We start from the raw sequence: 26430 nt of genomic DNA, 5'->3' as shown, positions 1-26430 counted from the left end.
CGGTTGTGGAGGGCCTGGAGGCCGCGACGCACGGTCAGCGGGACGCCGCAGGGCACCGCTGTGCGTATATCGCGCGAACCGTGTGGGAATCAGAACCCGCTCGTGGTGCTCCGCCGACCTACTCGAAAGCGGCGCTTGACCGGCCTCTGGCTAAAGTTGGTTGACAGCGTTGCGTACCGACCGTCGAAGGACAGTCGTCATGTCCGACCCATGGGCTGTGAAGCGCCAGCTAACCGTCGCGCTCAACGAACATGACCTGGAGGGCGTGCTCGAGATCTTCAGCCCGGACGCCGTCCTCGTCTCGCCCTTCGGTGTGGCGGAGGGACTCGAGCAGATCGGGTGGATGTACGAGCAGATCTTCAAGAGCTTCCCCGACTTCCACCTCTTCGCGTGGTACGAAGCCGTCACCTGCGAGGCGCCCCTGATGGTGGAGTGGACGGCCACGGGCACGCACCTCGGGCCCATCCTGCTGCCGAACGGGTGCGAACTGCAGGGGACCGGTCGCCCGGTCACCTTCCGCGGCACCTGCGCGTCCTTCGTCGAGGACGGCAAGATCAAGAGCCATCGGGAGTATTTCGACCAGTTGGAGCTGTACGCCCAGCTCGGTCTGTGCCTGACGGCCCCGGGCTGAGCGCCGGCGCGGCGCCGGCCGCGGACCTCGTCAGGTGGGTCCGCGGCCGCCGCCGGTGGATCACCTCAGGTAGATGTTCGGCCTGGCGGGGGTCGCCATGCCGTCGCCGAGGAAGAAGCCCGGGTGGGGCGGCTGGTTGTAGGCGGTGTTCTGCCAGGCGATCGCCAGCCGGTACGTCGGGTCGTGCATGAGGGTGTGGATCTGCCGGGTGGTCGCGGTGGTCGTGCTGTAGATCCGCAGGGCGGTGTTGTCGCTCGTCGGCCAGACGACCTCCTCGCGCCAGTCGCCGAACAGGTCGGCCGACAGCGACGGGGTCGACTTGGTGCCGTTGTTGGAGTGGACCCCGCTCGCCGTCAGCAGCCGGGTGTCGCCACCGGTGCCGTACTTGTCGATGTGGGTGGCGTCGAGCAGTTCGCGCACCGGGTCGGCGTCCCACCACACGAGGAAGTTCGTCGAGCCGGGCTTGCGGCCGACGTTCTGTCCCCTGGTGTTGTAGACGCCGGAGACGGCGGACGACCACGACTCTGCGCCCGGGCTGCCGGACCAGATGTCGCCGGAGACGCCGCGTCCGTTGTCGCAGCCGCAGGAGCCGTTGGTCCAGATGATCGATCCGGTGCGGGCGTCGGCCATCCACGCCGCGGGCTTGCTGGTGTCCTCGTCGACCTTGAACACCTCCAGTCCGGCCCGCGACGGGTCGAGGTCGCCGACGTGCAGCGCGTCGCCGTGCCCGTTGCCCGTGTTCCACAGCGGCGCGCCGTTGTCGTTGACCGCCATCGCGCCGAAGACGATCTCGTCCCTGCCGTCGCCGTCCACGTCGGCCACCGCCAGGTTGTGGTTGCCCTGGCCGGTGTACTGGCTGCCGCTGGAGTTGGAGTCGAACGTCCACCGCTTGGTCAGGGAGCCGTTGCGGAAGTCCCACGCCGCGATGACCGTACGGGTGTAGTAGCCGCGCGACATGATCAGCGACGGGCGGGCGCCGTCGAGGTAGGCGGTGGCGGCGAGGAAGCGGTCCACCCGGTTGCCGTAGGAGTCGCCCCAGGAGGAGACCGTCCCGCGCGGCGGGTCGTAGTTCACGGTGGACAGGGCGGCGCCGGTCTGGCCGTTGAACATCGTCAGGTACTCCGGCCCGGACAGGACGTAGCCGGAGGAGTTGCGGTAGTCGGCCGAGGAACTGCCGATGACCCTCCCGGTGCCGTCCTTGGTGCCGTCGGCGGTCTTCATCGCCACCTCGGCCCTGCCGTCGCCGTCGTAGTCGTACACCTGGAACTGCGTGTAGTGCGCGCCCGCGCGGATGTTGCGGCCGAGGTCGATCCGCCACAGGCGGGAGCCGTTGAGCCGGTACGCGTCGACGAAGACGTTGCCGGTGTACCCGGACTGGGAGTTGTCCTTGGCGTTGGACGGGTCCCACTTCAGCACGATCTCGTACTGGCCGTCGCCGTCGAGGTCGCCCACGCTCGCGTCGTTGGCGCTGTAGGTGTAGGAGACTCCGTCGGGCGTCGTGCCGCCGGACGGCGGCTGGATGGGCACGTCGAGGTGGTCGCCGCCGGTGAAGCGCAGCGACGTCTCCGACGAGGCCTGCTCGGCGCCGTTCACCACGGCCCGCACCGTGTACGACGCGTCGGCGGCGGCTCCGGAGTCGAGGTAGTTCGTGGAGTTGGTGATCGGCGAGGAGTTCAGCCTGGTCGATCCCCGGTAGACGTTGAACCCCGTGCCGGCGTTCTCGGTGCCGAGCAGCCGCCAGGAGACCAGGTTGCCGCTGCCGGACCGCACGCTGATCAGGCCGCGGTTGAGGTTCTCCATCTGCCGCGCCCCGGCCGGGATGGTCGTGGGGCTCGCCGACGGGCTCGGGGAGGGGCTGGGCGACGCGCTGGGCGACCGCGTCGGGCTGGCGCTGGGGCTGGGCGAGGCGCTGGGGCTGGGTGACGCGCTGGGACTCGCGCTGGGGCTGCTCGTGACCCCGCCGGTGCAGGTGGTGCCGTTGAGCGAGAAGCTCGCGGGCACGGGGTTGGCGGAGTCGTTCCACGAGCCGTTGAAGCCGAACGACGCCGTCCCGCCGGTGGGGATCGACCCGTTGTAGCCGGCGTCCTTCGCGGTCACCTGCGCGCCGCTCTGGGTGACCGTCGCGTTCCACGCCTGCGTCACCGTCTGTCCCGCGGTGTACGTCCAGGTGAGCGTCCAGCCGTTGACGGCGTCGCCGAGGTTGGTGATCGTCACGGAGGTGCCGAACCCGCCCTGCCACTGGTTCGTCACCTGATAGTCGACCCGGCAGCCCGCCGCCGCCGACGCGGGGAGGGCGGGCAGCGCCCCGGCTCCCGCGAGGGCGGCGGCCGAGGCCACGGCGGCGATCGACGCGAATCTTCGTCGTGTGGTCATCCAAGCTCCAGACGAGGGTGCCGGTGGTGCCGGCAGGGCCGCGACGGCGTCCGGGACGCACCGCGGACGCGACGGCGCCATGCCGGGTGCCGCGTCATCACAACGCGAAACGGGCGCAGTGGTCAAACACCCCCGATTCACCCATGTGGACGCAGCCGCCCGCCGCGTTCCCGGATGGCCGCCCGAGCAGGTGAGAGCGCTCGCGGCCGGGCCCGTGCCGGTCGTCCCCGCCACGCCGGCCGGTGATGATCACTGAAAATTTCACCTCCAGGGCACGGCCGCGCTGGGAACGTGCACAGACCCGACCGGCCGCCGGCTGCATCCGCGGCCTCCGCCGGGCTCGAATACCGATGCGTAGACGTACGGCACGTCACGGCAAGAGGAGGAGCGGCCCATGCCACAGCCTGCCACGGTGATCGTCGTCGGCGCGGGACTCGCGGGCCTGGCCTGTGCCGTCCATCTGCACAGGGCGGGGGTGGCGGTCCGGGTCCTGGAGGCCTCGGACGGCGTGGGCGGCCGGATCCGCACCGACATCGTGGACGGCTTCCGGCTCGACCGCGGGTTCCAGGTCTTCAACACCGGCTATCCGGAGGCCGCCCGGGTCCTCGACATCCCGGCGCTGCGCCTGCGTCCGTTCACCTCGGGGGTGATCGTCTTCCGGGACGGGCGGCACGAGCGGGTGACGCTGCCGTGGCGGCATCCGCGCCAGGCGCTCAGCGGCCTGTTCGCCCGGGTGGGCACACCGGTGGACAAGGCCGTGCTCGCCGCGGTGACCACCCGCGACCTGCTGCTGCCCGGCTCCCTCGTACGGAGGCGGGGCGGCGCCGAGCGCCGCACCACCGAGGAGGAACTGCGGCACTGGGGCGCGTCCCCGGAGGTCGTCGAGAACCTGTTCCGGCCCTTCCTGTCGGGGGTGGTCCTGGAGCGGGAACTGGAGACCTCCGGCCGGATCTTCCACCTGCTCTGGCGGTCCTTCGTGCGGGGCGTCATCGGCCTGCCGGCCCTCGGGATGGGGCGGATCCCCGAGCAGCTCGCCGGCCGCCTCCCGCCGGACGCGGTCCGCCTGGAGACCCCCGTCGGCGCGCTGACCCCCACCGGCGTCGCCCTCGGCGGCGGGGGCGAGATGGAGGCGGCCGCCGTCGTGGTCGCGGCCGACCCGGCCACGGCGGGACGGCTCCTGCCCGGCCTGCCGGTGCCCGCGATGCGGTCGGTGACGACCTTCTACCACGCCGCTCCCGCGTCGCCGCTCTGGGAGCCGACGCAGATCGTGGACGCGGAGGGCGTGATCACCGACACGATCGTGGTCACCGACGCCGCGCCCGAGTACTCGTCCGACGGCCGCGCGCTGATCTCCACCTCGGTCCTCGGCGTGCACGGCGACCGGGACGAGCCCCGGGTGCGGGACCGGCTGGCGCGGATCTACGGCGACACCTCGTCGTGGGAGCACGTCGCCACCTACGCGATCGAGGCGGCCCTGCCCGCGATGCCGCCCCCGATGCCGCTGCGCCGCCCGGTGCGGGTGCCGGTCGAGGGTCCCGGGGCGCGGCGCTACGTCTGCGGCGACCACCGTGACACCGGGTCCATCCAGGGCGCGCTGGTCTCCGGACGGCGGGCCGCCCGGGCGGTGCTGGAGGACCTGCGCACGCGCCCGGCGGCGGCCCGGCAGGGCCGGACCGCCCGCGACCGCGCCGGTCAGGCCTGAGCGCCGGAGCCGGAGCCGTCGCCGGTACCGCTGCCGGAGCCGCTGCCGGGGTCCTCGCCGGAGTCCGCGCGGGCACCGTTGCCGGGCAGGTCCAGCCAGTGCTGCATGCAGACGATGAGCTCCTCGGCGTCGACGGGCTTGGTGACGTAGTCGCTCGCGCCCGACGACAGCGTCTTCTCGCGGTCGCCGTGCATCGCCTTGGCGGTCACCGCGATGATCGGCAGCTTGGCGAAGCGCGGCATGGACCGGATGGCGGCGGTGGCGGCGTAGCCGTCCATCTCCGGCATCATGATGTCCATCAGCACCAGGTCCACGTCGTCGTTGCGCATCAGCACGTCGATGCCCTTGCGGCCGTTCTCCGCGTACAGCACCTGCATGCCGTGCAGTTCGAGGATCGTGGTGAGGGCGAAGACGTTGCGCACGTCGTCGTCCACCACCAGGACCTTGCGGCCGACCAGCGCGCTGTCGACCTTCCCGGTCTCGTGCGCGCCCTCCTCGGCGGGCGGCTGCTGCACGAGCGGCAGCACGTCGCCGGGCTCGTTCGCCGACAGGTGCAGCGTGATCCGCTCACGCAGTTCGTCCAGGCTGGGCAGGCGCTCCAGCGGCTGGTTGCGGGAGCGCACCTGGAGCAGGTCCTCCTGCGGACGCGACAGCTTGCGCGAGTGGTGCGCGAGCACCGGCAGCGTCCGCAGGGAGGCGTCGCGGTCCAGGCCCCTCAGGAAGTCCGCCACGATGTCGTGGGGCATGCCGAGGTCGAGGACGATGCAGTGCACGCTCTCCCGGAGCAGCAGCGACAGCGCCGAGTCCGGGTCGTTCGCGGTCGACACCTGCACGGATCCGTGGGTGTCGCGCAGGTCCGCCGCGACGCTCTGCGCCAGCATCGACAGCAGGCCGCCCGGCCTGGCCTCGACGACCAGCAGACGGCGGCGCGCCCCGCCGCCACTCCTGCCGTCCCCGTTCTCGCCGTTCCTGCGGTCGGGTCCGGCGCCCAGGACGGCCGCGACGGCGCCGGCCGTCGTCACCGGGGAGACCTGAGTCCGCTCCGGTTCCGGCACGCCGGCCTCCGGCTCGTCCCGGTCCGCCAGGTTCTGGGCGGCGAAGTGGGTCAGCGGGAGATAGAGGGTGAACGTGCTGCCCTCGCCCAGCGCGCTCGTCGCGTGGATCTCGCCGCCGAGCAGGGTGGCGATCTCCCGGCTGATCGACAGGCCGAGGCCGGTGCCGCCGTACTTGCGGCTGGTCGTGCCGTCGGCCTGCTGGAAGGCGTCGAAGATCTGCGAGAGGTTCTCCGGGGCGATGCCGATGCCGGTGTCCACCACGTGGAAGGCGAGGACCTCCTGCCCGGAGGCGCCCGGCAGGTCCGCGCCGGGCGCGCGTTCGATGCGGAGTTCGACCGAGCCCGCCTCGGTGAACTTGACCGCGTTCGACAGCAGGTTGCGCAGCACCTGCCGCAGCCGCTGCTCGTCGGTCATCAGGCGGGCCGGGACGCCGGAGGCGACGGTGACGCCGAAGCGCAGGCCCTTCTGGGTCGTCAGCGGCCGGAAGTTGGCCTCCACGTAGTCGAGGAGCTGACGCAGGCTGACCGGCTCCGGCGTGATGTCCATCTTGCCGGCCTCGATCTTCGACAGGTCGAGGATGTCGTTGATGAGCTGCAGCAGGTCGGTGCCGGCCGAGTGGATGACGTTCGCGTACTCCACCTGCTTGGGCGTGAGGTTGCGGGTGGGGTTCTGCGCGAGGAGCTGGGCCAGGATGAGCAGCGAGTTGAGCGGGGTGCGCAGCTCGTGGCTCATGTTGGCGAGGAACTCGCTCTTGTACTTCGAGGCCAGCGCGAGCTGCTGGGCGCGGTCCTCCAGCTCCTGACGGGCCTGCTCGATCTCGGTGTTCTTGGTCTCGATGTCGCGGTTCTGCTGGGCCAGCAGCTCCGCCTTCTCCTCCAGCTCCGCGTTCGAGCGCTGCAGCTCCTCCTGCCGCACCTGCAGCTCGGTGGCGAGCCGCTGCGACTCGGCGAGCAGCGCGTCGGTGCGGGCGTTGGCCACGATCGTGTTGACGTTGACGCCGATCGTCTCGACGAGCTGCTCCAGGAAGTCGCGGTGGGCCGTGGAGAACCGGCCCAGGCTGGCCAGCTCGATCACGCCGAGAACCTGGTCCTCCACCACGATCGGCAGCACGACGAGGCTGGCCGGACCGGCCTGCCCGAGGCTGGACGAGACCGTCAGGTAGGCCGGCGGGACCTCCTCCACCAGGATCGTCCGCCTGGCCTGCGCGGCCTGGCCGACGAGGGACTCCCCGAACGCGTGGCGGCGGGAGATCTCCCGGTGGCCGTAGCAGCCGACCACCCGCAGCTCCGCGCCCGCCGGGGTCTCCTCCGCCAGCAGGAACGTGCCGTGCTGCGCGTTGACCAGCGGCGCCAGCTCGTTCATGACCAGCTCGGCGACCGCCGACAGGTCGCGGTGGCCCTGCATGAGCCCGGAGATGCGGGCCAGGTTGGTCTTGAGCCAGTCCTGCTCCTGGTTGGCCCGGGTCGACTCGCGTAGCGACTCCACCATGGAGTTGACGTTGTCCTTGAGGTCGGCGAGCTCGCCCTCCGCGTCCACCGTGATGGAGCGGGTGAGGTCGCCGGAGGTCACGGCGCTGGTGACCTCGGCGATCGCGCGCACCTGGCGGGTGAGGTTGCCGGCCAGCTCGTTGACGTTCTCGGTCAGCCGCTTCCAGGTGCCCGACACGCCCTCGACCTCGGCCTGACCGCCCAGCCGTCCCTCGCTGCCCACCTCGCGGGCGACGCGGGTGACCTCGGCGGCGAACGACGAGAGCTGGTCGACCATCGTGTTGATGGTCGTCTTGAGCTCCAGGATCTCGCCCCGGGCGTCGACGTCGATCTTCTTGGTCAGGTCGCCCTGGGCGACCGCCGTCGTGACCTGGGCGATGGACCGCACCTGGTTGGTCAGGTTGTCGGCCATCGAGTTCACGTTGTCGGTGAGGTCCTTCCAGGTGCCCGCCACGTTGGGCACCCGGGCCTGGCCGCCGAGCTGGCCTTCGGTGCCGACCTCGCGGGCCACGCGGGTGACCTCGTCGGCGAAGGCGCTGAGGGTGTCGACCATGGTGTTGATGGTCTGGGCGAGCGCGGCGACCTCGCCCTTGGCCTCGACGGTGATCTTCTGGGAGAGGTCGCCCTTGGCGACGGCGGTGGCGACCTGCGCGATGGACCGCACCTGGCTGGTGAGGTTGGACGCCATGACGTTCACCGAGTCGGTGAGGTCCTTCCAGGTGCCCGACACCCCGCGTACGGTCGCCTGGCCGCCCAGGCGGCCTTCGGTGCCGACCTCCCGGGACACCCGGGTGACCTCGTCGGCGAAGGACGAGAGCTGGTCGACCATCGTGTTGATGGTCTCCTTGAGCTCCAGGATCTCGCCCCGGGCGTCCACGCGGATCTTCTGCGACAGGTCGCCGCGGGCGACCGCCGTGGTGACCTGGGCGATGGACCGCACCTGGTCGGTGAGGTTGTCGGCCATGACGTTCACCGACTCGGTCAGCGCCTTCCAGGTGCCGGAGACGCCCTTCACGTCGGCCTGGCCGCCGAGGCGGCCTTCGGTGCCGACCTCGCGGGCCACGCGGGTGACCTCGTCGGCGAAGGCGCTGAGGGTGTCGACCATGGTGTTGATGGTCTGGGCGAGCGCGGCGACCTCGCCCTTGGCCTCGACGGTGATCTTCTGGGAGAGGTCGCCCTTGGCGACGGCGGTGGCGACCTGGGAGATGTTGCGGACCTGGCTGGTGAGGTTGCCGGCCATGAAGTTCACGGAGTCGGTGAGGTCGCGCCAGGTGCCGGAGACGCCCTTCACGTCGGCCTGGCCGCCGAGCTGGCCTTCGGTGCCGACCTCGCGGGCCACGCGGGTGACCTCGTCGGCGAAGGACGAAAGCTGGTCGACCATGGTGTTGACGGTGTTCTTGAGTTCGAGGATCTCGCCGCGGGCGTCGACGGTGATCTTCTGGGAGAGGTCGCCCTTGGCGACGGCGGTGGTGACCTCGGCGATGGAGCGGACCTGGCTGGTGAGGTTGCCCGCCATGAAGTTCACCGAGTCGGTGAGGTCGCGCCAGGTCCCGGCCACGCCGGGGACCTGCGCCTGGCCGCCGAGCTGGCCTTCGGTGCCGACCTCGCGGGCCACGCGGGTGACCTCGTCGGCGAAGGACGAGAGCTGGTCGACCATGGTGTTGACGGTGTTCTTGAGTTCGAGGATCTCGCCGCGGGCGTCGACGGTGATCTTCTGGGAGAGGTCGCCCTTGGCGACGGCGGTGGTGACCTCGGCGATGGAGCGGACCTGGCTGGTGAGGTTGCCCGCCATCGCGTTCACCGAGTCGGTGAGGTCCTTCCAGGTGCCGGAGACCGCCGGCACCTCGGCCTGCCCGCCGAGCTGGCCCTCGGTGCCGACCTCCCGCGCCACCCGGGTCACCTCGGAGGTGAAGAGGGAGAGCTGGTCGACCATCCCGTTGAAGACGGTCGCTATCTCCTGCAGCAGCCCGTCGCCGTCCTCCGGCAGCCGGGTGCCGAAGTCTCCGTCCCGTACGGCGGTCAGGCCCGCCAGGAGTTCCCGCAGATCCAGTTCCGGATCGCCGCCGGCGGCGCGGGATGTTCTCGCGCGCTTGACGGTGCCAGCTCTCTCGACCATGTCCACCCTCGCGATCCCGTCTGACCAGGAAAAGAAAGCATATAAAGCACCGCCGGGCGCGTCGCCCCGCGGCCGCGCGAATGGTACATCTCGCAGGGTGCGAACGCCGTATCTCCCTGGTGGGCCAGGGGAGACGCGGGACGGCCGGAAGCAGTCCGGAGGGGGCCGGAGAGATCTGGCGCGGAGGGGCTCAGCCCGTGGAGTCGCGGCCGGCGTCGAACGCCCTCTCGTAGTGTTCGCGGGCCTGCTCGACCACCGCGTCGTCGATCCACGCCACCGGCTCGACGTGGTCGATGAGCGGCTCGTGGTCGGGGCCCCGCCCCGCCACCCGGCCGGTCAGCACCCAGGCGTGCCGCTCCTCGTCCTGCTCGGCCAGATGGGTGTACTTGCACATCTGGCGGGCCAGCCAGTCGTGCGTCGATCTCGTCCACCAGTGCTCGGCGTCGAGCACGGTCACCGACAGCCCGGGCAGCTCCAGGCCGCTCTCGTAGTCGACGCTGGGCTTGCCCTCGTCGGCGTCCGGCCCCTTCGAGTACCGCAGGTAGAGGCCGGACCGGCGTTCGACCAGCTCGGTCAGCTCGTCCAGGCTCTTGATCGTCGGTAGTCCGCTCACCTCGCCCCTCCCGTGGCCGCGTCTCCTCCCCCCGCGTGAACAGGGCAAACCCGTCTCATTCCGCCGGTGTCGAGCGGAACACCGACTGCGGCGGCTTCTTCGCCTGGTAGAGCCACGCGTCGAAGAAGGAGCCGAGCTTCTGCCCGCTCAGCCTCTCCGCGAGGGCGACGAAGTCGGCCGTGGTCACCGTGCCGTACCTGTGCTCCTGCGCCCAGGTCTTCAGCAGGGCGAAGAACACCTTGTCGCCGATCTTCTCCCGGAGGGCGTGCACCGTCATCGCGCCGCGCAGGTAGATCGCGTTCTCGTCGAACATGTGCGCCTGGCCGGGGTCACCGGTCTTCAGGCGCCAGAAGGCGCCGTCCTTCCGGTAGAGCCGGTCGAAGGTGTCCCTGGCGGACGGCCCGTCGTGCTGCTCCTCGTAGAGCCATTCCGTGTACTTCGCGAAGCCCTCGTTGAGCCAGATGTCCCGCCAGCTCCGCACCCCGACGCTGTCGCCGAACCACTGGTGGGCCAGCTCGTGCACGATCTCGGAGTCGTCGGTCGGGCCGCCGCTGTAGACGGGCCGGCCCTGCGTCTCCAGCGCCGTCACGGAGCCGCGGCCGTCCGCGACCCCGCCGGTGGAGGAGAACGGGTAGGGGCCGAAGAGCGACGACTCCCACCTGACGGCCTCCGCCGTGAGATCGTGCAGACGCTTCGACTTCTCCTCCAGCGCCGGGTCGTACGCCGTCACGTTCGGTATGCCGTCGACGGTCCCCTCACTGACCTCGAAATGGCCGATGGCGAGCATGGCGAGGTAGGGCGCCATCGGCTGCCGCATCTCCCACCGCACGGTCCGGTAGCCGTCGGAACCGGCCGCCTCGTCCGCGCTCGCGCGCTCGCCGTTGGCCAGCACGGTCAGCTCCTCGGGCGCGGACACCCGGAAGCTGAAGGTGGCCTTGTCCGCCGGGCTGTCGTTGGCCGGGAACCAGCTGCGCGCGCCGTCCGGCTGGGACGCGACGAACGCGCCGTCCTTGGTGTTGATCCACCCCTGCTGGCCGGTGTCGTCCGACACCGCCGTGAGCTTCCCGGCGTAGGAGACCGCGACCGTGAAGGTGGTCCCGGCCTTCAGCCCGGCGGCCGGAGTGATCACCAGTTCCTGGCCGTCGCGGCGGAAGCCGGCGCGGGCGCCGTCCACCGTCACGCTCTTGACCTCCGGTCCCGAGAAGTCGAGGTCGAACCGGGACAGGTTGTGGGTGGCGGTCGCGGTGATCGTCGCGGTGGCGTCCGCGGTGTGGTCGCCGGGGTCGAACCGGAGCCGCAGATCGTAGTGGCCGACGTCGTAGCCGCCGTTTCCCTGCAGGGGATAGTACGGATCGCCGATCCCCGGCGCGCCGGGAAGGAACGCGCCCGGCTCCGCGGCGGCGGGAGCGGCCGGGGACGCGATCATCATGACACTGGCGGCCAGGGCGGCTAATTTACGCACCATGTCCCCATAATGGGGATTTTCCGGAAAAAGCGGTAATTCATCACATTCTTCACATAAGACGCGAAAGCCCCTCAGGCGTCGGCCATCACCTCGTTCACCAGATCGAGGCCGAGGTCCTGCGCCCGCCGGACCGGCAGATCGGCGTCGGCGAACCAGTCGTCGGTCGCCTCCGGGTGCGGGCCGACCACGGCGACCCTGCCCTCGCCGTACGGGGTGACGAGGGCGGCGACGGCGCCGTTGGGATAGGTGGCCAGGACGGTGGCCCGGTTGCCCGGCTCCAGCAGGAAGCAGGGGCCGTCCTGGAAGAAGACGCTGCGCTCCCGGCCGCGCCATCGCACGTCGACGAGGGTGTCCTCCTCGTCGTCCACGGTGGCGCCCGGCGTGGCGATGTACTGGTCGGTGTCGCCCGGCAGCAGGGCGAAACCGGGAGTGGCGCCGGCGAGATAGCCGCCCAGGCAGAAGCCGAGGTACCGGCCGCCTCCGGCGACGTAGTCGCGCAGCGCGCCGCGGTGCCGTTTGAGGTGCCGGTAACCCCGGGACAGGTCTCCGCCGCCCGGCTGGGCGTACACCGCGGCCAGGGACAGCGACTCCGCCGTGAGCGGCACCTTCTCGTGCGGGCCCGTGTAGCGCACGTCGAAGCCCCAGCGGCTCGCCTCCAGCAGCCCGGCGACCGCCTCGGAGCACCCGGGAACCGAGGCCGGGCCCCGGTAGACGAGCGCGAGCGGCTGTCCGGAAGGCCGCAGCGGGGCCGGCTCGGAGCGGAAGGCGCGCCGTACGGCGCCGAGAATGCCGTCGAATCCCATCAGACCCTCACCCGATCCCCTGCCGCTCACCCATCGCGCTCACATGTCCCCGACGGCGGCCTGCGCCGGGATGCCGCGCCAGCTCGTCCCGGGGGTGAGCCGCTCGCCCTTCATCAGCAACGACAGGGCGCCGAGCGAGACGTCCTCGCCCACCACCGAGTCGTAGAGCACCACGGAACGGGCGCCGACGCTGGAGCCGGACCGGACCGTGACGGCCGACATCTTCATGACCCGGTCCTCGAACAGGTGGGTCTGCAGCGACACCCCCGGCCCGATCGCGACGTCGTCGCCCACCTCCACCAGGTCGAACTCGGTCAGATACGTGGTCGCGATCCAGGCGCGCCTGCCGATGCGGGCCCCGAACCACCGCAGCACGGCCGGCAGGAACGGGGTTCCGGCCAGGAGGGCGACCCCGGCGGGCACCGCGGCGGCCTCCCACAGCCCGGTGACGAACTCGGTGCGCCGGACGAACCTGCTCCACAACGGCTCCACTCTCGGCCGGTACGCGCCGATGAGGCGGCGTTTGAACGCGACGCAGCAACCGACCACCCCCAGCGACGCGGCGCCGGCGACGAGCGGCGCCGCGGCCGCCACCACGGGCAGGGGCAGGAGGCGCGCGAGCGCGTGCACGCCCAGGAGGTGGAGGTAGAGCGCGGCGCCGAACAGCATCGCCGGGAGCGTGGCGCGGAAGAACTCGACGCCCAGGCGGTGCAGCACCAGCAGGCGCGGCGGCCGGAACGTCTGGTCTTCCGGAAACGCGCCGCTGTCCTGCCGTACGGGAAGGTGCATCGCGGGCGAGCCCAGCCACGAGGTGCCCTCCGGCACGCCGTCCGGCGGCGGGACGGTGCTGACGCCCACCAGCGAGCCCGGCCCCATCCGCGTCCCGGCCGGGACGACCGCGGCGTTGCCCACGAACGCGCGCCTGCCGACCTCGGTGGGACGCAGGGCGATCCGGCCACGGGCGAAGCTGGCCGCGCCGACGCCCGCCATGTCGGCGACGAAGCTCTCCTCGCGCAGCGTGAGGAGATCGGGGTCGAGCTGCGCGGCCGTCGACACCTCGGCCCGGCGGCCGACCCGCGCGCCGAGCAGCCGCAGCCACGGCGAGGTGTACAGCGTGCCGTAGAGCGAGTTGGTCAGCGTCAGGCTGGACTCCAGGAGTTTGTCCACGGCCCACTTGCGCACGCCGAGGCAGGAATGCGCCGGATGGATGCCGGCCGGCGCCTTCGGCAGCACGAGCCGTTTGCCGGCGGCCACCACCGCGCAGACGACGGCCACGAACAGCGGGCCCGCCAGGAAAACGGCGACCGGAGCGGCCGGCGGGCCCCAGGCGGCCACGACCGTCCAGATGACCAGGACGCTCGGCATGATCGTGGCCAGCAGGATCGCCTCGATGCAGACGAGGCCGGCCACGGCGGCGGCCACATGGCGGGCCTTCCAGCTCCCGGCGCCGGCGGGGGCGCGCAGCATCGCCTCGACGGCCGGTCCCACGGACTCCACGGGATTCGGCGGCGACCCGGCCCAGCGCCCTCCCGGGGGCACCGTCTCGCCGTGCGTCAGGGCCGACTGGTCGCCGAGCGCGGCGTGGCCGGCGACCCGTGCGCCCGGCCCGAGCACGGCGCCGTTCCCGACGAACGCGTGCGGCCCGACCTCCACCGGGGCGACGACCACCCACCCGTCCTCCACCAGCCAGGCGTGCAGCGAGGCGCGGTAGCCGACCGAGGCGCCCTCGCCGATCCGCAGCATCGCCGGGAGGTTGACGTCGGCGGTCGCGACGGCGGTTGCGGGCCCGACCTCCGCGCCGAGCAGCCGCAGGTAGGGGGCCATCATGGGGGAGCCGCTCAGCGTCCGCAGCGGAGACAGGGACAGCAGCAGGTTCGTCGCCCACAGCCGCAGGTAGGTCGCGCCCCACAGCGGGTGACGACCCGGCCGGACGCCGCCCGACAGCGGCCGCACCAGCAGCACGGGCAGCAGCCAGCGCACCCAGAGGTACGCGGCCGCCGCGGCCAGCGCCAGCGCGCCGACCAGGTCGGTCCCCGTTCCGGGGAGGAGCAGCCAGTCCTCCTGCGTCCTGCGGCCCCCGGGGAGCGGGCCGCCGTGGGGCGTGGTCCAGGCGTACAGCGTGACGGAGACCGGCAACGTGACCATGAGGAGCAGCAGGTAGACGACCACGCTCTGCGCCGCCCCGGCGGCCGCGACCGCCCGGCCGCCGTGCCGCAGCGGCCTCGGGCGGGGACGGGAGGCCGGCGCGCGTCCGCCCCCGCGGCCTCCGTTCGCGGAGAGGTGCGCGGCGAGGCGGCGTACGGTCGGGTTCGCGTAGAGGTCGCGCACCGCGAGCCCCGCGCCGATCTCGCTCGTCCGCAGGAGCGACACGATGCGCGCGGCCAGCAGGGAGTGACCGCCGAGGTCGGTGAAGAAGTCCGCCTCGACCGACAGCGACTCGGGGTCGAGCCCGAACTCCTCCGCCCATGCGGCGCGCAGCCGTGTCTCCAGTGCGCCCTCGGCGGGCGCCACCGGCCCGGAGCCGACCAGTCGGCGGCCGCTCGGCCGCGGTAGCCGCCCGCGGTCCACCTTGCCGCTCGGCATGGTGGGCAGGGCGGCCACGACGTCCAGGAACGACGGCACCATGTAGGCCGGCAGGCGGCGGCTCAGGCGATCGCGCAGCCGCCCGGTGAGCGCCTTGTCGTGGCCGTTCGCGGGCACGACGTAGGCGGCCAGTTCCCCGTCCGGTCCGTCCACGCCCGGCGCGGGCATCAGGGCGGCCACGGCCTCGGCGACGCCGGCGTCCTCCAGCAGCACGTTCTCGATCTCGCCCAGGTCCACCCGGTGTCCGCGGATCTTCACCTCGGCGTCGGAGCGGCCGAGGTATTCGAGCTCCCCGGTCGCGGTCACCCGGCCGAGGTCCCCTGTGCGGTACAACCTGCCGCCGGGGGGCGCCAGCGGGTGTTCGACGAAGCGGTCGGCGGTCAGGGCGGGACGGCCGACGTAGCCGCGGGCGACGCCGGGACCGCCGATGCAGATCTCGCCGACCTCGCCGTCCGGCACCGGGTCGCGCCGTTCGTCGAGCAGCACGACGGTGTAGGTGGGCAACGGCCTGCCGATGGTGACCGGCCGTCCCGGCAGCAGTTCGGCGCAGGTCGCGGTGACCGTCGCCTCGGTCGGCCCGTACGTGTTGAGCATCCGCCGCCCCGGCCGGCTCCACCGCTCCACCAGCGGCGCCGGGCAGGGCTCGCCCCCGACGAGGATGGTGCGCAGGGACGGCACGTCACGCGGGATCGTCGCGAGCAGCGTCGGGACGCAGTACAGGATCGTGATTCCGTGCTGGTCCAGGAAGTCCGCCAGCTCCGCGCCGAGCTGCCGGGAGCCGGCCGGCCCCGCGACGAGGGCCGCGCCGGCCGACCAGGTCGGCCAGATCTCCTCGACGGAGAAGTCGAAGGAGATGGACATCCCCTGGTAGACGCGGTCGTCCGGCCGCACGCCGTACAGCTCCGGCACCACTCGGAGGAAGTTGCAGATGCTCGACTGGGCCACCTCGACACCCTTCGGGCGCCCGCTCGACCCGGAGGTGTACATGACGTACGCGGCCGGGTCGTCGTCCGCCGCGCCGTTGAGCGGTCTGGAGAACGGACGGGTGGCGGGCGCCGACGCGATCAGGTCCGCGGAGGCGTCGAGGGCGAGCACGCGGCGGCCCGGCGCCCTGACCTCCGGAGCCCGTCCGGACGTGGTGAGCACGAGGTCGACGCCGGCGTCGCCGAGGATGTAGCCGGTTCGGTCCGGGGGCGACTGCGGGTCGAGCGGCACGAACGCCGCACCCGCCTTGCCCACCGCGAGCAGCGCCAGGTAGGTGTCCGGCGACCGCGGCAGCAGGATCGCCACCCGGGAACCGCGTCCGGCCCCCAGGTCGCGCAGGAGGTGCGCGAGCCGGTTCGCCCGCGCGTCGAGCGCGGCGTAGGTCCAGCTCAGCCGCCCGCACTCCAGGGCCGTCGCCGACGGCGTCAGGTCGCAACGGGATTCGAAGACGTGGTGCAGGCGTCCGGGCGACCTCCCGGGCAGAGCCCGCGAGGCGTCGGCCTGCGCTGTTCGAGATAAGTAACCCGGCATGATCACCCTTTGGCCGATCGCGTACGGACGGGTGGGCGTGATCGTCGGTGGCCCCGCGTACGCTCGGGTGCGACCCTTCGCGGGACACGGACGCGCGGGGACGCCCGTCGCGACGCTGTCGACGACCCGCCGCACCGCGGTCGCTCTCCAGGGTGTGCCCCTGCCGCCGCCGCTCCTTGGTAGGAGCTCCGCACAATCACAGCAAAGAAGCGTCATCCGGGTGCGGCGCGCGCGAACCCCGCTGACCCCTTCCGTCCCTCTATCAACGCATCGGTTCCGGTAGCGTGCCGTACGGCAGTGATCTGGAGGAATGGAGGCGCGGTGAGCTGGGCGGACTTCCAGTACGAGATCTACCTCAACGGCATGGCGGGCGTCGTGCCGCGCCTGCCCACGGATCTGAACCGGCTGGAGGAGATGGCCGAGCGGCGCCTGGGTCCCGGGCCGGTGGGCTACGTGGCCGGCAGCGCGGGCGGCGGGCGCACCGAGCGGGCCAACCGCGAGGCGCTGGACCGCTGGCGCATCGTGCCGCGGATGCTGCGCGACGTGCGCGGGCGCGACCTGTCGGTGACCGTGCTCGGCCGGAGACTGCCCGCGCCGCTGGCGCTCGCGCCGATCGGCGTGCTGTCGATCATGCACCCGGACGCCGAACCGGCCGCCGCCCGCGCCGCGGCGGCGCTGGGCGTGCCCTTCGTGCTGTCGTCGGCCTCCAGCACGCCGATGGAGGAGGTCGCCGCGGCCATGGGAGACGGCGAGCGGTGGTTCCAGCTCTACTGGGGCCGCGACCGCGAGGTCACCCTCAGCTTCCTCGCCCGGGCCAAGGCGTCGGGGTTCAGCGTGCTCGTCGTCACCCTCGACACGCCGCTGCTGGCCTGGCGGCCGCGCGATCTCGACCAGGCGTACCTGCCGTTCCTGCGCGGCGTCGGCACCGCCAACTACTTCACCGACCCGGCGTTCCAGGCCGGGCTCGCGCGGCCGGTGCACGAGGACCCGGAGGCCGCCGTCCTGCACTTCGTGGGACTGTTCGGCGACCCCGGCAAGACGTGGCCGGACCTCGCCCTGCTGCGCGAGCACTGGGACGGCCCGATCGTGCTGAAGGGCATCCTCCATCCCGACGACGCCCGGCTGGCCGCCGACGCGGGGATGGACGGGGTCGTCGTGTCCAACCACGGGGGGCGCCAGGTCAACGGCTCGATCGGGGCGGCCGACGCGCTGCCGGCCGTCGCCGACGCGGTCGCCGACCGGCTCACGGTGCTCTTCGACGGCGGCGTCCGCGGCGGGGACGACGTCGTCAAGGCCCTCGCGCTCGGCGCCAGGACCGTGCTGCTGGGCCGGCCGTACGCGTACGGGCTGGGCCTGGACGGCCAGGCGGGCGTGGAGCACGTGCTCCGCTGCGTGCTGGCGGAGACCGATCTCACCCTGGCCCTGTCCGGCTGCGCCGGGCCCGCCGCGCTCACCCCGGCCCTGGTCGCCCGGTTCTGACCCGGCGGGCTCAGGTGGCCGAGCCGAGATCCTCGGCCAGGGCCGACTCCTCCAGCCTCTCCCGCCGGGCGGTGGCGGGGCCGGCCGCGGCGAGCTCGGCGGCCTGGGCGCGCTCGGCCTCGCCGAGCTGCCGGTGCGCGGCGGTGAGGATCACCGCGCCGAGGAGCACGGCGGCGGCCCCCAGGTAGAACGGCGCGTGCTGACTGTCGAAGTGCTCGGCGAGCCGGCCCGCGACGAAGGGCGCGAGGCCGCCGCCGATGAAGCGGATGAACCCGTAGGAGGCGGAGGCGATCGGCCGCTCCACCGGCGAGACGGTCATGACCGCCTGCGTGGTGACCGTGTTGTTGACGCCGATGAAGACGCCCGCGACGATCACCCCGCAGATCACCACGACCCGGTTCGAGGTGAACAGCGCGATCACCAGGATGTCGAGGCTGAACAGCACGAGGTTGGCGTAGAGCGTGCGGGCGATGCCGAACCGCGCCTGCAGGCGCGGCGCCCCGAAGACGGAGAAGACGGCGACCAGGATCCCCCAGCCGGTGAAGACGAGGCCGAGCTGGTGCTCGTTCAGCTCCATCGGGTACGGCGCGTAGCCCAGGACGGTGAAGAAGCCCCAGTTGTAGCAGAGGGCGGTCAGGCCCAGGATGAGCAGGCCGCGGTGGCGCAGCGCCTTCAGCGGCTCGGCCACGCCGGTCTTCCGCGCCGGGGCGGGGGTGCGCTGGACGAGGGTGACGGTGGCGACCAGGGCGATCGCCATCAGCACCGCGACGCCGTAGAACGGGCCGCGCCAGCTGATGCCGCCCAGGGTCCCGCCGAGCAGGGGGCCGACCGCGATGCCGACGCCGAGCGCGGTCTCGTACAGGATGATCGCCCCGGCGAAGCCGCCGCTGCCGGAGGCGACGATGACCGCGAGGGAGGTGGCGATGAACAGCGCGTTGCCGAGGCCCCAGCCGGCCCGGAAGCCGACGATGCCGCCGATGCTCCCGGACGCGCCGGCGAGCGCGGCGAACACCACGATCAGGGCCAGACCGGCGATGAGCGTGCGCTTGGCGCCGATCCGGCTGGAGACCCACCCGGTGATCAGCATGGCCACCGCTGTCACCACCAGATAGCTGGTGAACAGCAGCGAGACCTGGCTGGGCGTGGCGTGCAGCTTCGAACTGAGGGCGGGCAGGATCGGGTCCACCAGCCCGATCCCCATGAACGAGATCACGCAGGCGAAGGCGACGGCCCAGACCGCCTTCGGCTGCTTGAAGGGGCTGGCGACGGTGGCATGAGCTGCGGGGGCATGAGCTACGGGGGCATGAGCAGAGCTCACCGGACCTCCTGGGAGTAGCGAGGGGGAGCGCCCTGGTCCCTACTCGCCGGCCTCGTTCTGGAGCAGGCGGCGGAGCAGGGGGAGGAACTCGCCGGCGACCCGCGTCAGGTCGCGCAGTTCACCGGGGGAGAGCGTGCCGAGCAGCTCGGTGAGCCGCTCCCGGCGCAGGCGGCGCCGCTCGGCGAGCAGCGCGCGGCCGGCGTCGGTGATGGCGACCCGCACCGCGCGGCCGTCGAGGTCGTCGGCCGCCCGGTGCACCAGCCCTTCGCGCTCCAGGCGCCGCACGAGCTGGGTCATCGACGGCTGGGTGACGGACTGGCGTGAGGCGAGGACGCTCAGCCGCTCGGGGCCGTTGCGGTCCAGGTACGACAGGGTGGCCGCGGCCGTGAGGCTGAGGTCGCCCTGCGCGGACAGCCGCCGTACGGCGAGCACCGCGAGGTCGTCCAGCACGGCGGCGACCGCGGGGAAGTCCTCGCCGGGACCGGCGTTCGGGACGGTGGACACGGGGTTCCTCCAGGGACCGGAAATTACATAGGAAGCTTATACAATTGCCCGGAATGCTCCCTCACGTGGGGTCCGGTGCGGGGTCCGGGACGAAAAGAGCCGCCCGCGTACCGGCCAGGAATCGGTACGCGGGCGGCCCGCCACTGCCGTGGCGCTCAGCGGGCGAGCGGGTACGACGGCCCCGGGACGTCCGGGACGGGCACCCCGCCGCGCACGGCTCCGTACGCGAACAGGCCGATCGGGCCGGGCCCGCCGCCGGCGGCCGCGGTGGAGGTGACGGCCAGGGCGAGCGTGTTGTGACCGTGCTCGCGCAGCAGCCCGGCGGGCAGCACGAACTCTTTCTGCGGCCCGATGTCGCCGCCGTACTGACCGACGTTCCAGCCGTTGAGGTAGATCAGCGCCCGGGAGGCCGCCGGGACGGCGCCGCCGAAGCGCAGGCCCACGGAGACGTCCTGGCCCTCGGGGAGGTCGAGCCGGAAGCCGGTGCGGTACCACGTGACGCCGGGCGCGAGCGGCCGTCCGGCCGGGGCGGCGATCTCCTTCCAGGCGCGGTCGGGGTAGCCGGGCAGGTGCCAGCCGGAGCGCTCGCCGTACAGGCCGCCGGTGTTGAGCGGCCCGCGCACCGGGTCGGCGAGGTCCTCGCCGCCGCGGGCGCCCTGGATCTTCCAGGCGATCGCCGCCGCCCCCTCCACCGCGGCGGCGACCAGGCCGCGCGGCTGCTTGAACCGGTTGTCGTCGGCCGTCCAGTCGTCGTTGTGGCCCATGTTCTGCACCAGGACCGCCAGCGTGGCGGTGCGCCCGGGCTTCAGCAGGCCCGCGGGGACCGCGAAGCGGCCCGGCCCCGGCTCGGGGTTCGCCGCGTCGACGTCGGCCTGGGTGCCGCCCGCGGCCGAGCCGAGGTAGCGCCCGTCGAGCCAGACGAGGTAGCGCCCGCGCCTGCCGGTGATCGCGTTCAACGCCACGGAGGTCTCCGCGCCCGTCGCGGTGAAGCGGCCGCGATACCAGACGTCGCCGTAGTGGAAGCCGTAGTCGTCGGCGTACAGCACGGGCCCGGCCTTCGGCTTCATCGGGCTCTCGGTCGTGGTCTTGTCGGCCGTCGGCCAGGACGAGTCGTCGAACCCGGGCGCGGCCTCCGGCGCCTCGTCGTGGACGCGCCACCCGGTGAGCGCGGGCAGGCGCGCGGCCTCGCGGGGTCCGGGCACCCGGCCGAGCAGCGATCCGCTCGGCGTCCGGGTGACGCGCACGTCCGTGTCGCCCGGGTCACCGGCCAGGCGCAGCCGGGAGGCCCGCGCGTCGGCGAACACCTCCACCTCGCCCTCCCGGGCGGTGTCGGCGGTGAGCCGTACGGCACCGCCCTCGACGGCGGCGGACCGGACGAGGGACGTGCCCCGCACCAGCACCGGTGCGGCGTCGGTGCCCGCCCGCCAGAACGTCGCGGCGGTCTCGTCGGTGCCCAGCAGGAGCAGCAGCGGCCGCCGCCCGCCGCCCGAGACCAGCACGCGGGCGAGGCCCTGATGCGTGTAGTCCAGGCGGAGGTCGCCGCCGTCGAACGCCCAGCGGACGTCGCCCTCCAGCACCTTCACCTGCGGTCTGGTGGAGTAACGCAGGATCGTCGCGCCCGGGGAGCCGGCCGTGCCGTACAGCACCGCGACGTCCCGGCCGCCGGCGAAGGCGTGGGTCATGATCTCTGAACTGGACGCCGCCAGGCGCTGGCCGCCCAGGTCGTACGCGCCGACCAGGACGTGCGCGTCGCGGCCCCTGACCTGCACGGGCAGGGCGTACGTGCCGTCCGGGACGGTCCACGAGAGCGTGGCCGCGTCGGTGGTCGTGGCGGCGCGGTCGGCGTGCCGGACGAGCGCGAACCGGGTGCCGGTGTCCGGGTTCGCCCGGGCGACGACCCCGATGGCCGGGTTGTCGGTCGTGGGAGCCGCCGCGGGGTCGGTCTTCGCCAGCGGGGCGACGGCCTGCAGGAAGTAGCCCTGCCGCTTGAACTCGTCGTACTTCGCCGTCGGCTGCCGGGCCTCGTTCACGGCCGCGCCGTAGTCGTACGACGTGTAGACGTCGTTGGGCTGGGCGAGGAAGCCCCAGTTGGTGCCGCCGAAGCCCATGTAGTAGTTGAACAGCGTCGCGCCGCTCACCAGCAGGTTGGACTTGTAGAAGAACTTCATGTACGCCGGGCCGGTCAGGTCCCGGCACCGGTCGTAGCCCGCGTTGTTCAGGTCGATGGCCCCCGCCTGGTACTCGGCGGCGAACACCGGGGCGTCGTCACGGAGCCTCTCGGTGACCCCCTCGCCCCACGGGCCCCACACCGTCTCGGCGTTGGCGCAGTCGAAGGACTGCGGATAGTCGTCCACGCCGGGGATCTGGACGGCGCCCGGCCCCGCGGCCCAGGTGGAGCTCCAGTCGGCGGCGTCGCAGCAGTCGTTCGTGGTGATCGGCACGTCGATGCCGTCCGCCCGCGCCTGGTCCTGGATGTCCTGCATGTACGCCGCGTCGGTGTTGGCGGCGTACTCGTTCTCCGCGTTGTAGAGGATCACCGACCCGCCGCGGCCCACCTGGTGGCGGGCGATGATCGGGTTGATGTGGTGGAGCCAGTCGCGGTACGCCTGGGTGAACCCGGCGTCGCTGCTGCGGCCCCGGCCGGGCACGTTCTTCAGCCATCCGGGGAACCCGCCGCCGGTGGTCTCCGCGTTGATGTACGGCCCGGGGCGGGCGACGACGTACAGGCCCGCCCGCTCGGCCGTGCGCAGGAAGCGGTCGACGTCGCGCACGCCGGTGAAGTCGTATACGCCCGGCTTGGGGGAGTGGTAGGCCCAGTCGAAGTAGACGGAGACGGCGTTGAACCCGCCGGCCCTGATCTTCTCCAGCACGTCCCGCCACAGGCCGGGGCTCGGCAGCCGGAAGTAGTGGATCTCGGCGGCCTGCACGACGACCCTCCGGCCGTCGATCATGAGCGAGTAGTGGTCGTAGGTGACCCGGGGCGCCGCCGGGGCGGCCGCGGCCGGGCCCTGGAGCGGCACCGGCAGGAGGACGAGCAGTGCCGCGAGCACGGCCAGGACCTTGCGCACCATTACCGGCCTTCCGATCGTCGGGGCGGGGGTGTCTCCTCGTGCGATCTTCCGGGATTAGTTTGACTAGCGCCCCAACAAACGTCAACGGGTACGGAGCCGCGGAAGGGAGCGGGCTCACGTCACGGCAACGCGCGCGGCACGGGGCTGATACACGGCGAGCCGCCGGGCGAAACATCGCTTGTCTAACCTCCGCACATGGCGGACATCTTTGACTCGTACGCACTGGCCGACGCCTGGGACGAGATGTTCGAGCGGCCGGGCGTGCCCCGGCCGGCGTACCAGGCGCTGTTCGCGGCCCTGCAGCCCCTCGGGGCCGAGGAACTCCGCTACCGGGCCGACCAGCTCGCCCGGGTGTTCACCGACCGCGGGGTGACCTTCGACTACGCGGGGGAGGAGCGGCCGTTCCCGCTCGACCTGATCCCCCGGGTGCTCGACGCGGCCGAGTGGGACCTCATCGCCAGGGCCGTACGGCAGCGCGTGCGGACTCTGGAGGCGTTCCTCGACGACGTGTACGGCGAGCGCCGGGCGTTCCACGACGGCGTGGTGCCCTGGCGGCTGCTGCACTCCTCGCCGCACTTCCACCGGGCGGCCGACGGCATCGCGGCGCGCGTCCGCGTGCACGTCGCCGGGATCGACATCGTCAGGGACGAGGACGGCGGCTTCCGGGTGCTGGAGGACAACGTCCGCACGCCCAGTGGGGTCAGCTACGTCCTGGAGAACCGGCTGGCGATGAGCCGCACGCTGCCGGCGCTGTTCGCCGAGCAGCGGGTGCGGCCGGTCGAGGAGTATCCCGCCCGCCTGCTCGCCGCGCTGCGGAGGGCCGCTCCCGAGCACGTGACCGACCCGGCCGTCGTGATCCTGACGCCGGGCGTCCACAACGCGGCCTACTTCGAGCACGCCCTGCTCGCCCGCCTCATGGGCGTCGAGCTGGTCGAGGGCCGCGACCTGGTCTGCGAGGACAACCGGGTCCACATGCGCACCACGAACGGCAGGCGCCCGGTCCACGTGATCTACCGGAGGGTGGACGACGACTACCTCGATCCCCTCCACTTCCGCTGGGACTCCACCCTCGGCTGCCCGGGGCTGCTCAACGCCGCCAGGGCCGGGCACGTGACGATCGCCAACGCCGTCGGCAACGGGGTCGCCGACGACAAGCTCGTCTACACGTACGTGCCGGACCTCATGCGCTACTACCTGGGCGAGGAACCGCTGATCGGCAACGTCGAGTCCTACCGCCTGGAGGACCCGGAGACGCTGGAGTGGGTGCTGTCGCGTATCGGCGACCTGGTGCTCAAGCCGGTGGACGGCGCCGGCGGCAAGGGCATCGTGATCGGCCCCCGGGCGTCGGAGGAGACGTTGCGGGAGCTGTCGGAGACCGTGCGGGCCGACCCGCGGGGCTGGGTGGCGCAGCGGCCGGTCGCGCTGTCGACCGCCCCCAGCCTGATCGGCGACCTGCCCCGTCCCAGGCACATCGACCTGCGGCCGTTCGCGGTCAACGACGGCGACGACGTCTGGCTGCTGCCCGGCGGGCTCACCCGGGTCGCGCTGCCCGAGGGAGAGCTCGTGGTCAACTCCAGCCAGGGCGGCGGCTCCAAGGACACCTGGGTGCTGCCCGCCGAGGGTGGTCCCGGGCCCGGTGCGGTGCCGGGTCCGGCTCCCACCACGATGGCCGGGCCGCCGCCGTGGTGGGAGCCGAGCCGCGGCGCCGCCTGGGACGCCGGGCAGCAGTGATCGGCGGCACCATCACCCACAGAAGGGAGAGGGCAGTGGCGAGAGACCTGCTGAGCCGGATCGCCGAGACCCTGTACTGGATCGGGCGCTACGTCGAACGCGCCGACGACATCGCCCGGATCCTCGACGTCTCGCTGCGCCGCGCCCTGGCGGGCGAGGACGACGCGACGGCGGTCTTCGCGATCCTCGGCCACCCGCTGCCCGTCCCGGACGCCGGCCCGCCGACGGCCGCGACGATGGTGCGCCGGCTCGCCTACGACCCGGCCGATCCCGGCTCGATCGCCGACTGCCTGCGCGCGGCCCGGGAGAACGCCCGGGGCGTCCGCGAGATCATCTCCACCGAGGTGTGGGAGTGCCTGAACGTCACCTGGAACGCCCTGCCGGAGACGCGGGCCGCCGCCGAACGGCTCGGGCCGCACGTGTACCTGCGGTACGTCAGGGAGCGGGCGGCGCTGCTGGCCGGACTGGCCAACGCCACGATGAGCAGGGACGACGGGTGGCGGTTCCTGGTGCTCGGGCGCAGCCTCGAACGGGCCGACATGACCTCACGCCTGATCGCCGTGCAGACCGGTCTCCTCGCCGATCCGGCGGCCTGGCGGATGCTGCTGGAGGCGTGCGGCGCCGACGAGTCGTTCACCCGTACGCACCGGGGCGACAGCACGAAGGTGCTGGAGTTCCTGCTGCTCGACCGGTTGTTCCCCCGGTCGGTCGTGCACGCCCTTGCCACCGCCGAGCGGTGCCTGGCCGAACTCGCCCCGAACCAGGGCCGCGCGGGCACGGCCGACGCCGCGCGGGCCGCGATCGGCCGGGTCCGGATGACGCTGGAGTACGCCGACACGGCCGCGCTGCCCGCCCGGCTTCCCCGGCTGCTCGACGAGATCCGGGAGGCGGGCGCGGCGGCCATGCTCGCGATCGGCGACCGATTCTTCCCCGGCGCCGCCCCGGCGGGCTGGGTGAGGGGAGGCTCCTCGTGGGCTGGCGCGTGAAGATCAGTCATGTCACCCGGTTCGACTACGACGGCTCGGCCTCCGCGTCGTACAACGAGGTCAGGATGACCCCGCTGAGCGACCGCGGCCAGACCACGCTGGAGCGGCGGCTGGTCGTGCGTCCCTCGGCGCCCGTCTGGACCTACACCGACCACTGGGGGACGATCGTCGGCGTCTTCGACCTGACCGCGCCGCACCGGTCGCTGACCATCGAGTCGTACGCCCGGGTGGACACCTCCGCCGCGCCGCCGCTCGGCGTGCCGCCGGCCCGGGACGACCTGCGCACGGCCGGCGGGCCCGTGGGCGAACTGCTCCGGCCGACCCCGCAGACCGGGATCTCGCCCGGACTGGCGGCGGACGCCCGGGAGCGTGCGGCGGGGCTGGACGCGCACGAGGCGGCCGAGGCGCTCGCGTGGCACGTCAACGAGCGGATCGCGTACGTGCCGGGCGCGACGGGCGTGCGCACCAGCGCGCAGGAGGTCTGGGAGCACGGCAAGGGCGTCTGCCAGGACATGGCGCATCTCACGGTGGCGCTGCTGCGCGCCGCGGACATCCCGGCGAGGTACGTCTCGGGATATCTGCACCCCCGGCCCGAGGCGGAGATCGGCGAGGCGGTCGCCGGGCAGAGCCACGCGTGGATCGAGTACTGGACGGGAGAGTGGAACGCCCTCGACCCGACCAACCGCACGAGAGGCGGTGAGGCCCACGTCGTCGTCGGCAGGGGCAGGGACTACACGGACGTGCCGCCCATCAAGGGCGTCTACCAGGGCATGGCCTCCGGACGCCAGGAGGTCGTGGTCGAGGTCGTCCGCCTGGCCTGAGCGGACCTGAGTCGCCTGGGTGAACGTGAGCGGGTCCTGAGCGGGCCTGGGCGCGGATGGTTCGCGCGTTTTCCGCCGCTTTTTTCGGTGCTTTTTCGGCGCGGCCCACGCGGCGTGTGACCTGCGTCATCGCCGGGAAGGGCGGTCGCCGTGCGTGCGGGGGCGAACACCGGCCGC

15 protein-coding genes are annotated in these 26430 nt (G+C 72.7%); 6 read left to right on the top strand and 9 right to left on the bottom strand.

All coding sequences use genetic code 11. The annotated features are described in order from the left end of the window. Positions 1–199 precede the first annotated feature (199 nt). Positions 200–631, top strand: coding sequence for an ester cyclase (locus HHX37_RS15025; RefSeq protein WP_182885793.1), 432 nt, complete (start codon positions 200–202; stop codon positions 629–631). A gap of 60 nt (positions 632–691) precedes the next feature. On the opposite strand, the gene HHX37_RS15020 is transcribed toward HHX37_RS15025, so the two are convergent. After that, on the bottom strand, positions 692–3004 hold the full coding sequence (locus HHX37_RS15020; protein ID WP_182885792.1) for a cellulose binding domain-containing protein: 2313 nt from the start codon (positions 3002–3004) through the stop codon (positions 692–694). Positions 3005–3398: 394 nt separating this feature from the next. Here HHX37_RS15020 and HHX37_RS15015 point away from each other — a divergent pair, with 394 nt between their 5' ends. After that, entirely contained in the window at positions 3399–4706 is a 1308-nt protein-coding gene (locus HHX37_RS15015; RefSeq protein ID WP_182885791.1) for an NAD(P)/FAD-dependent oxidoreductase, read from the top strand. Here the strand turns inward: HHX37_RS15015 and HHX37_RS15010 are convergent. From HHX37_RS15010 to HHX37_RS14990, 5 genes are all read right to left on the bottom strand, one after another. After that, positions 4697–9364: a HAMP domain-containing protein gene (locus HHX37_RS15010; RefSeq protein ID WP_182885790.1), complete on the bottom strand. Its 4668-nt coding sequence runs from the start codon at positions 9362–9364 to the stop codon at positions 4697–4699. The two genes, HHX37_RS15015 and HHX37_RS15010, sit on opposite strands and share 10 nt — an antisense overlap. 190 nt (positions 9365–9554) lie before the next feature. Beyond that, entirely contained in the window at positions 9555–9977 is a 423-nt protein-coding gene (locus HHX37_RS15005) for a DUF6098 family protein (RefSeq protein WP_182885789.1), read from the bottom strand. A 55-nt stretch (positions 9978–10032) separates the two neighbouring features. Beyond that, positions 10033–11442, bottom strand: coding sequence for a M1 family metallopeptidase (locus tag HHX37_RS15000; RefSeq protein WP_182885788.1), 1410 nt, complete (start codon positions 11440–11442; stop codon positions 10033–10035). Positions 11443–11513: 71 nt separating this feature from the next. Beyond that, the gene (locus HHX37_RS14995; RefSeq protein WP_111697304.1) at positions 11514–12245 is read right to left on the bottom strand and encodes a BPL-N domain-containing protein; all 732 of its coding nucleotides are present in this window, start codon (positions 12243–12245) and stop codon (positions 11514–11516) included. 39 nt (positions 12246–12284) lie between these two features. Further along, the gene (locus HHX37_RS14990; protein WP_182885787.1) at positions 12285–16343 is read right to left on the bottom strand and encodes a Pls/PosA family non-ribosomal peptide synthetase; all 4059 of its coding nucleotides are present in this window, start codon (positions 16341–16343) and stop codon (positions 12285–12287) included. Positions 16344–16664: 321 nt separating this feature from the next. Here HHX37_RS14990 and HHX37_RS14985 point away from each other — a divergent pair, with 321 nt between their 5' ends. Further along, positions 16665–17822 (top strand): lactate 2-monooxygenase, encoded by a 1158-nt coding sequence (locus HHX37_RS14985; protein WP_310738171.1) that lies wholly within the window; start codon positions 16665–16667, stop codon positions 17820–17822. 10 nt (positions 17823–17832) lie between these two features. On the opposite strand, the gene HHX37_RS14980 is transcribed toward HHX37_RS14985, so the two are convergent. From HHX37_RS14980 to HHX37_RS14970, 3 genes are all read right to left on the bottom strand, one after another. Next, on the bottom strand, positions 17833–19140 hold the full coding sequence (locus HHX37_RS14980; RefSeq protein ID WP_310740376.1) for an MFS transporter: 1308 nt from the start codon (positions 19138–19140) through the stop codon (positions 17833–17835). Between the two features lie 39 nt (positions 19141–19179). Further along, complete coding sequence (locus HHX37_RS14975; RefSeq protein WP_182885786.1) at positions 19180–19644, bottom strand: MarR family winged helix-turn-helix transcriptional regulator; 465 nt, start codon at positions 19642–19644, stop codon at positions 19180–19182. Between the two features lie 155 nt (positions 19645–19799). Further along, the gene (locus tag HHX37_RS14970) at positions 19800–22715 is read right to left on the bottom strand and encodes a beta-galactosidase (RefSeq protein WP_182885785.1); all 2916 of its coding nucleotides are present in this window, start codon (positions 22713–22715) and stop codon (positions 19800–19802) included. Positions 22716–22910: 195 nt separating this feature from the next. Between HHX37_RS14970 and HHX37_RS14965 the strand changes: the two genes are divergently transcribed. The 3 genes from HHX37_RS14965 to HHX37_RS14955 are packed head-to-tail and all read left to right on the top strand — an operon-like array spanning position 22911 to position 26253. After that, complete coding sequence (locus tag HHX37_RS14965; protein WP_182885784.1) at positions 22911–24446, top strand: circularly permuted type 2 ATP-grasp protein; 1536 nt, start codon at positions 22911–22913, stop codon at positions 24444–24446. A gap of 35 nt (positions 24447–24481) precedes the next feature. After that, positions 24482–25432, top strand: coding sequence for an alpha-E domain-containing protein (locus tag HHX37_RS14960; RefSeq protein ID WP_182885783.1), 951 nt, complete (start codon positions 24482–24484; stop codon positions 25430–25432). After that, the gene (locus HHX37_RS14955; protein WP_182881537.1) at positions 25417–26253 is read left to right on the top strand and encodes a transglutaminase family protein; all 837 of its coding nucleotides are present in this window, start codon (positions 25417–25419) and stop codon (positions 26251–26253) included. The genes HHX37_RS14960 and HHX37_RS14955 overlap by 16 nt, the downstream gene beginning before the upstream one ends. Positions 26254–26430 lie beyond the last annotated feature (177 nt).

It is taken from the genome of Microbispora sp. H10885, assembly GCF_014161415.1.
Taxonomy (GTDB): domain Bacteria; phylum Actinomycetota; class Actinomycetes; order Streptosporangiales; family Streptosporangiaceae; genus Microbispora; species Microbispora triticiradicis.
This window is presented reverse-complemented; position numbering and strand designations above follow the sequence as displayed.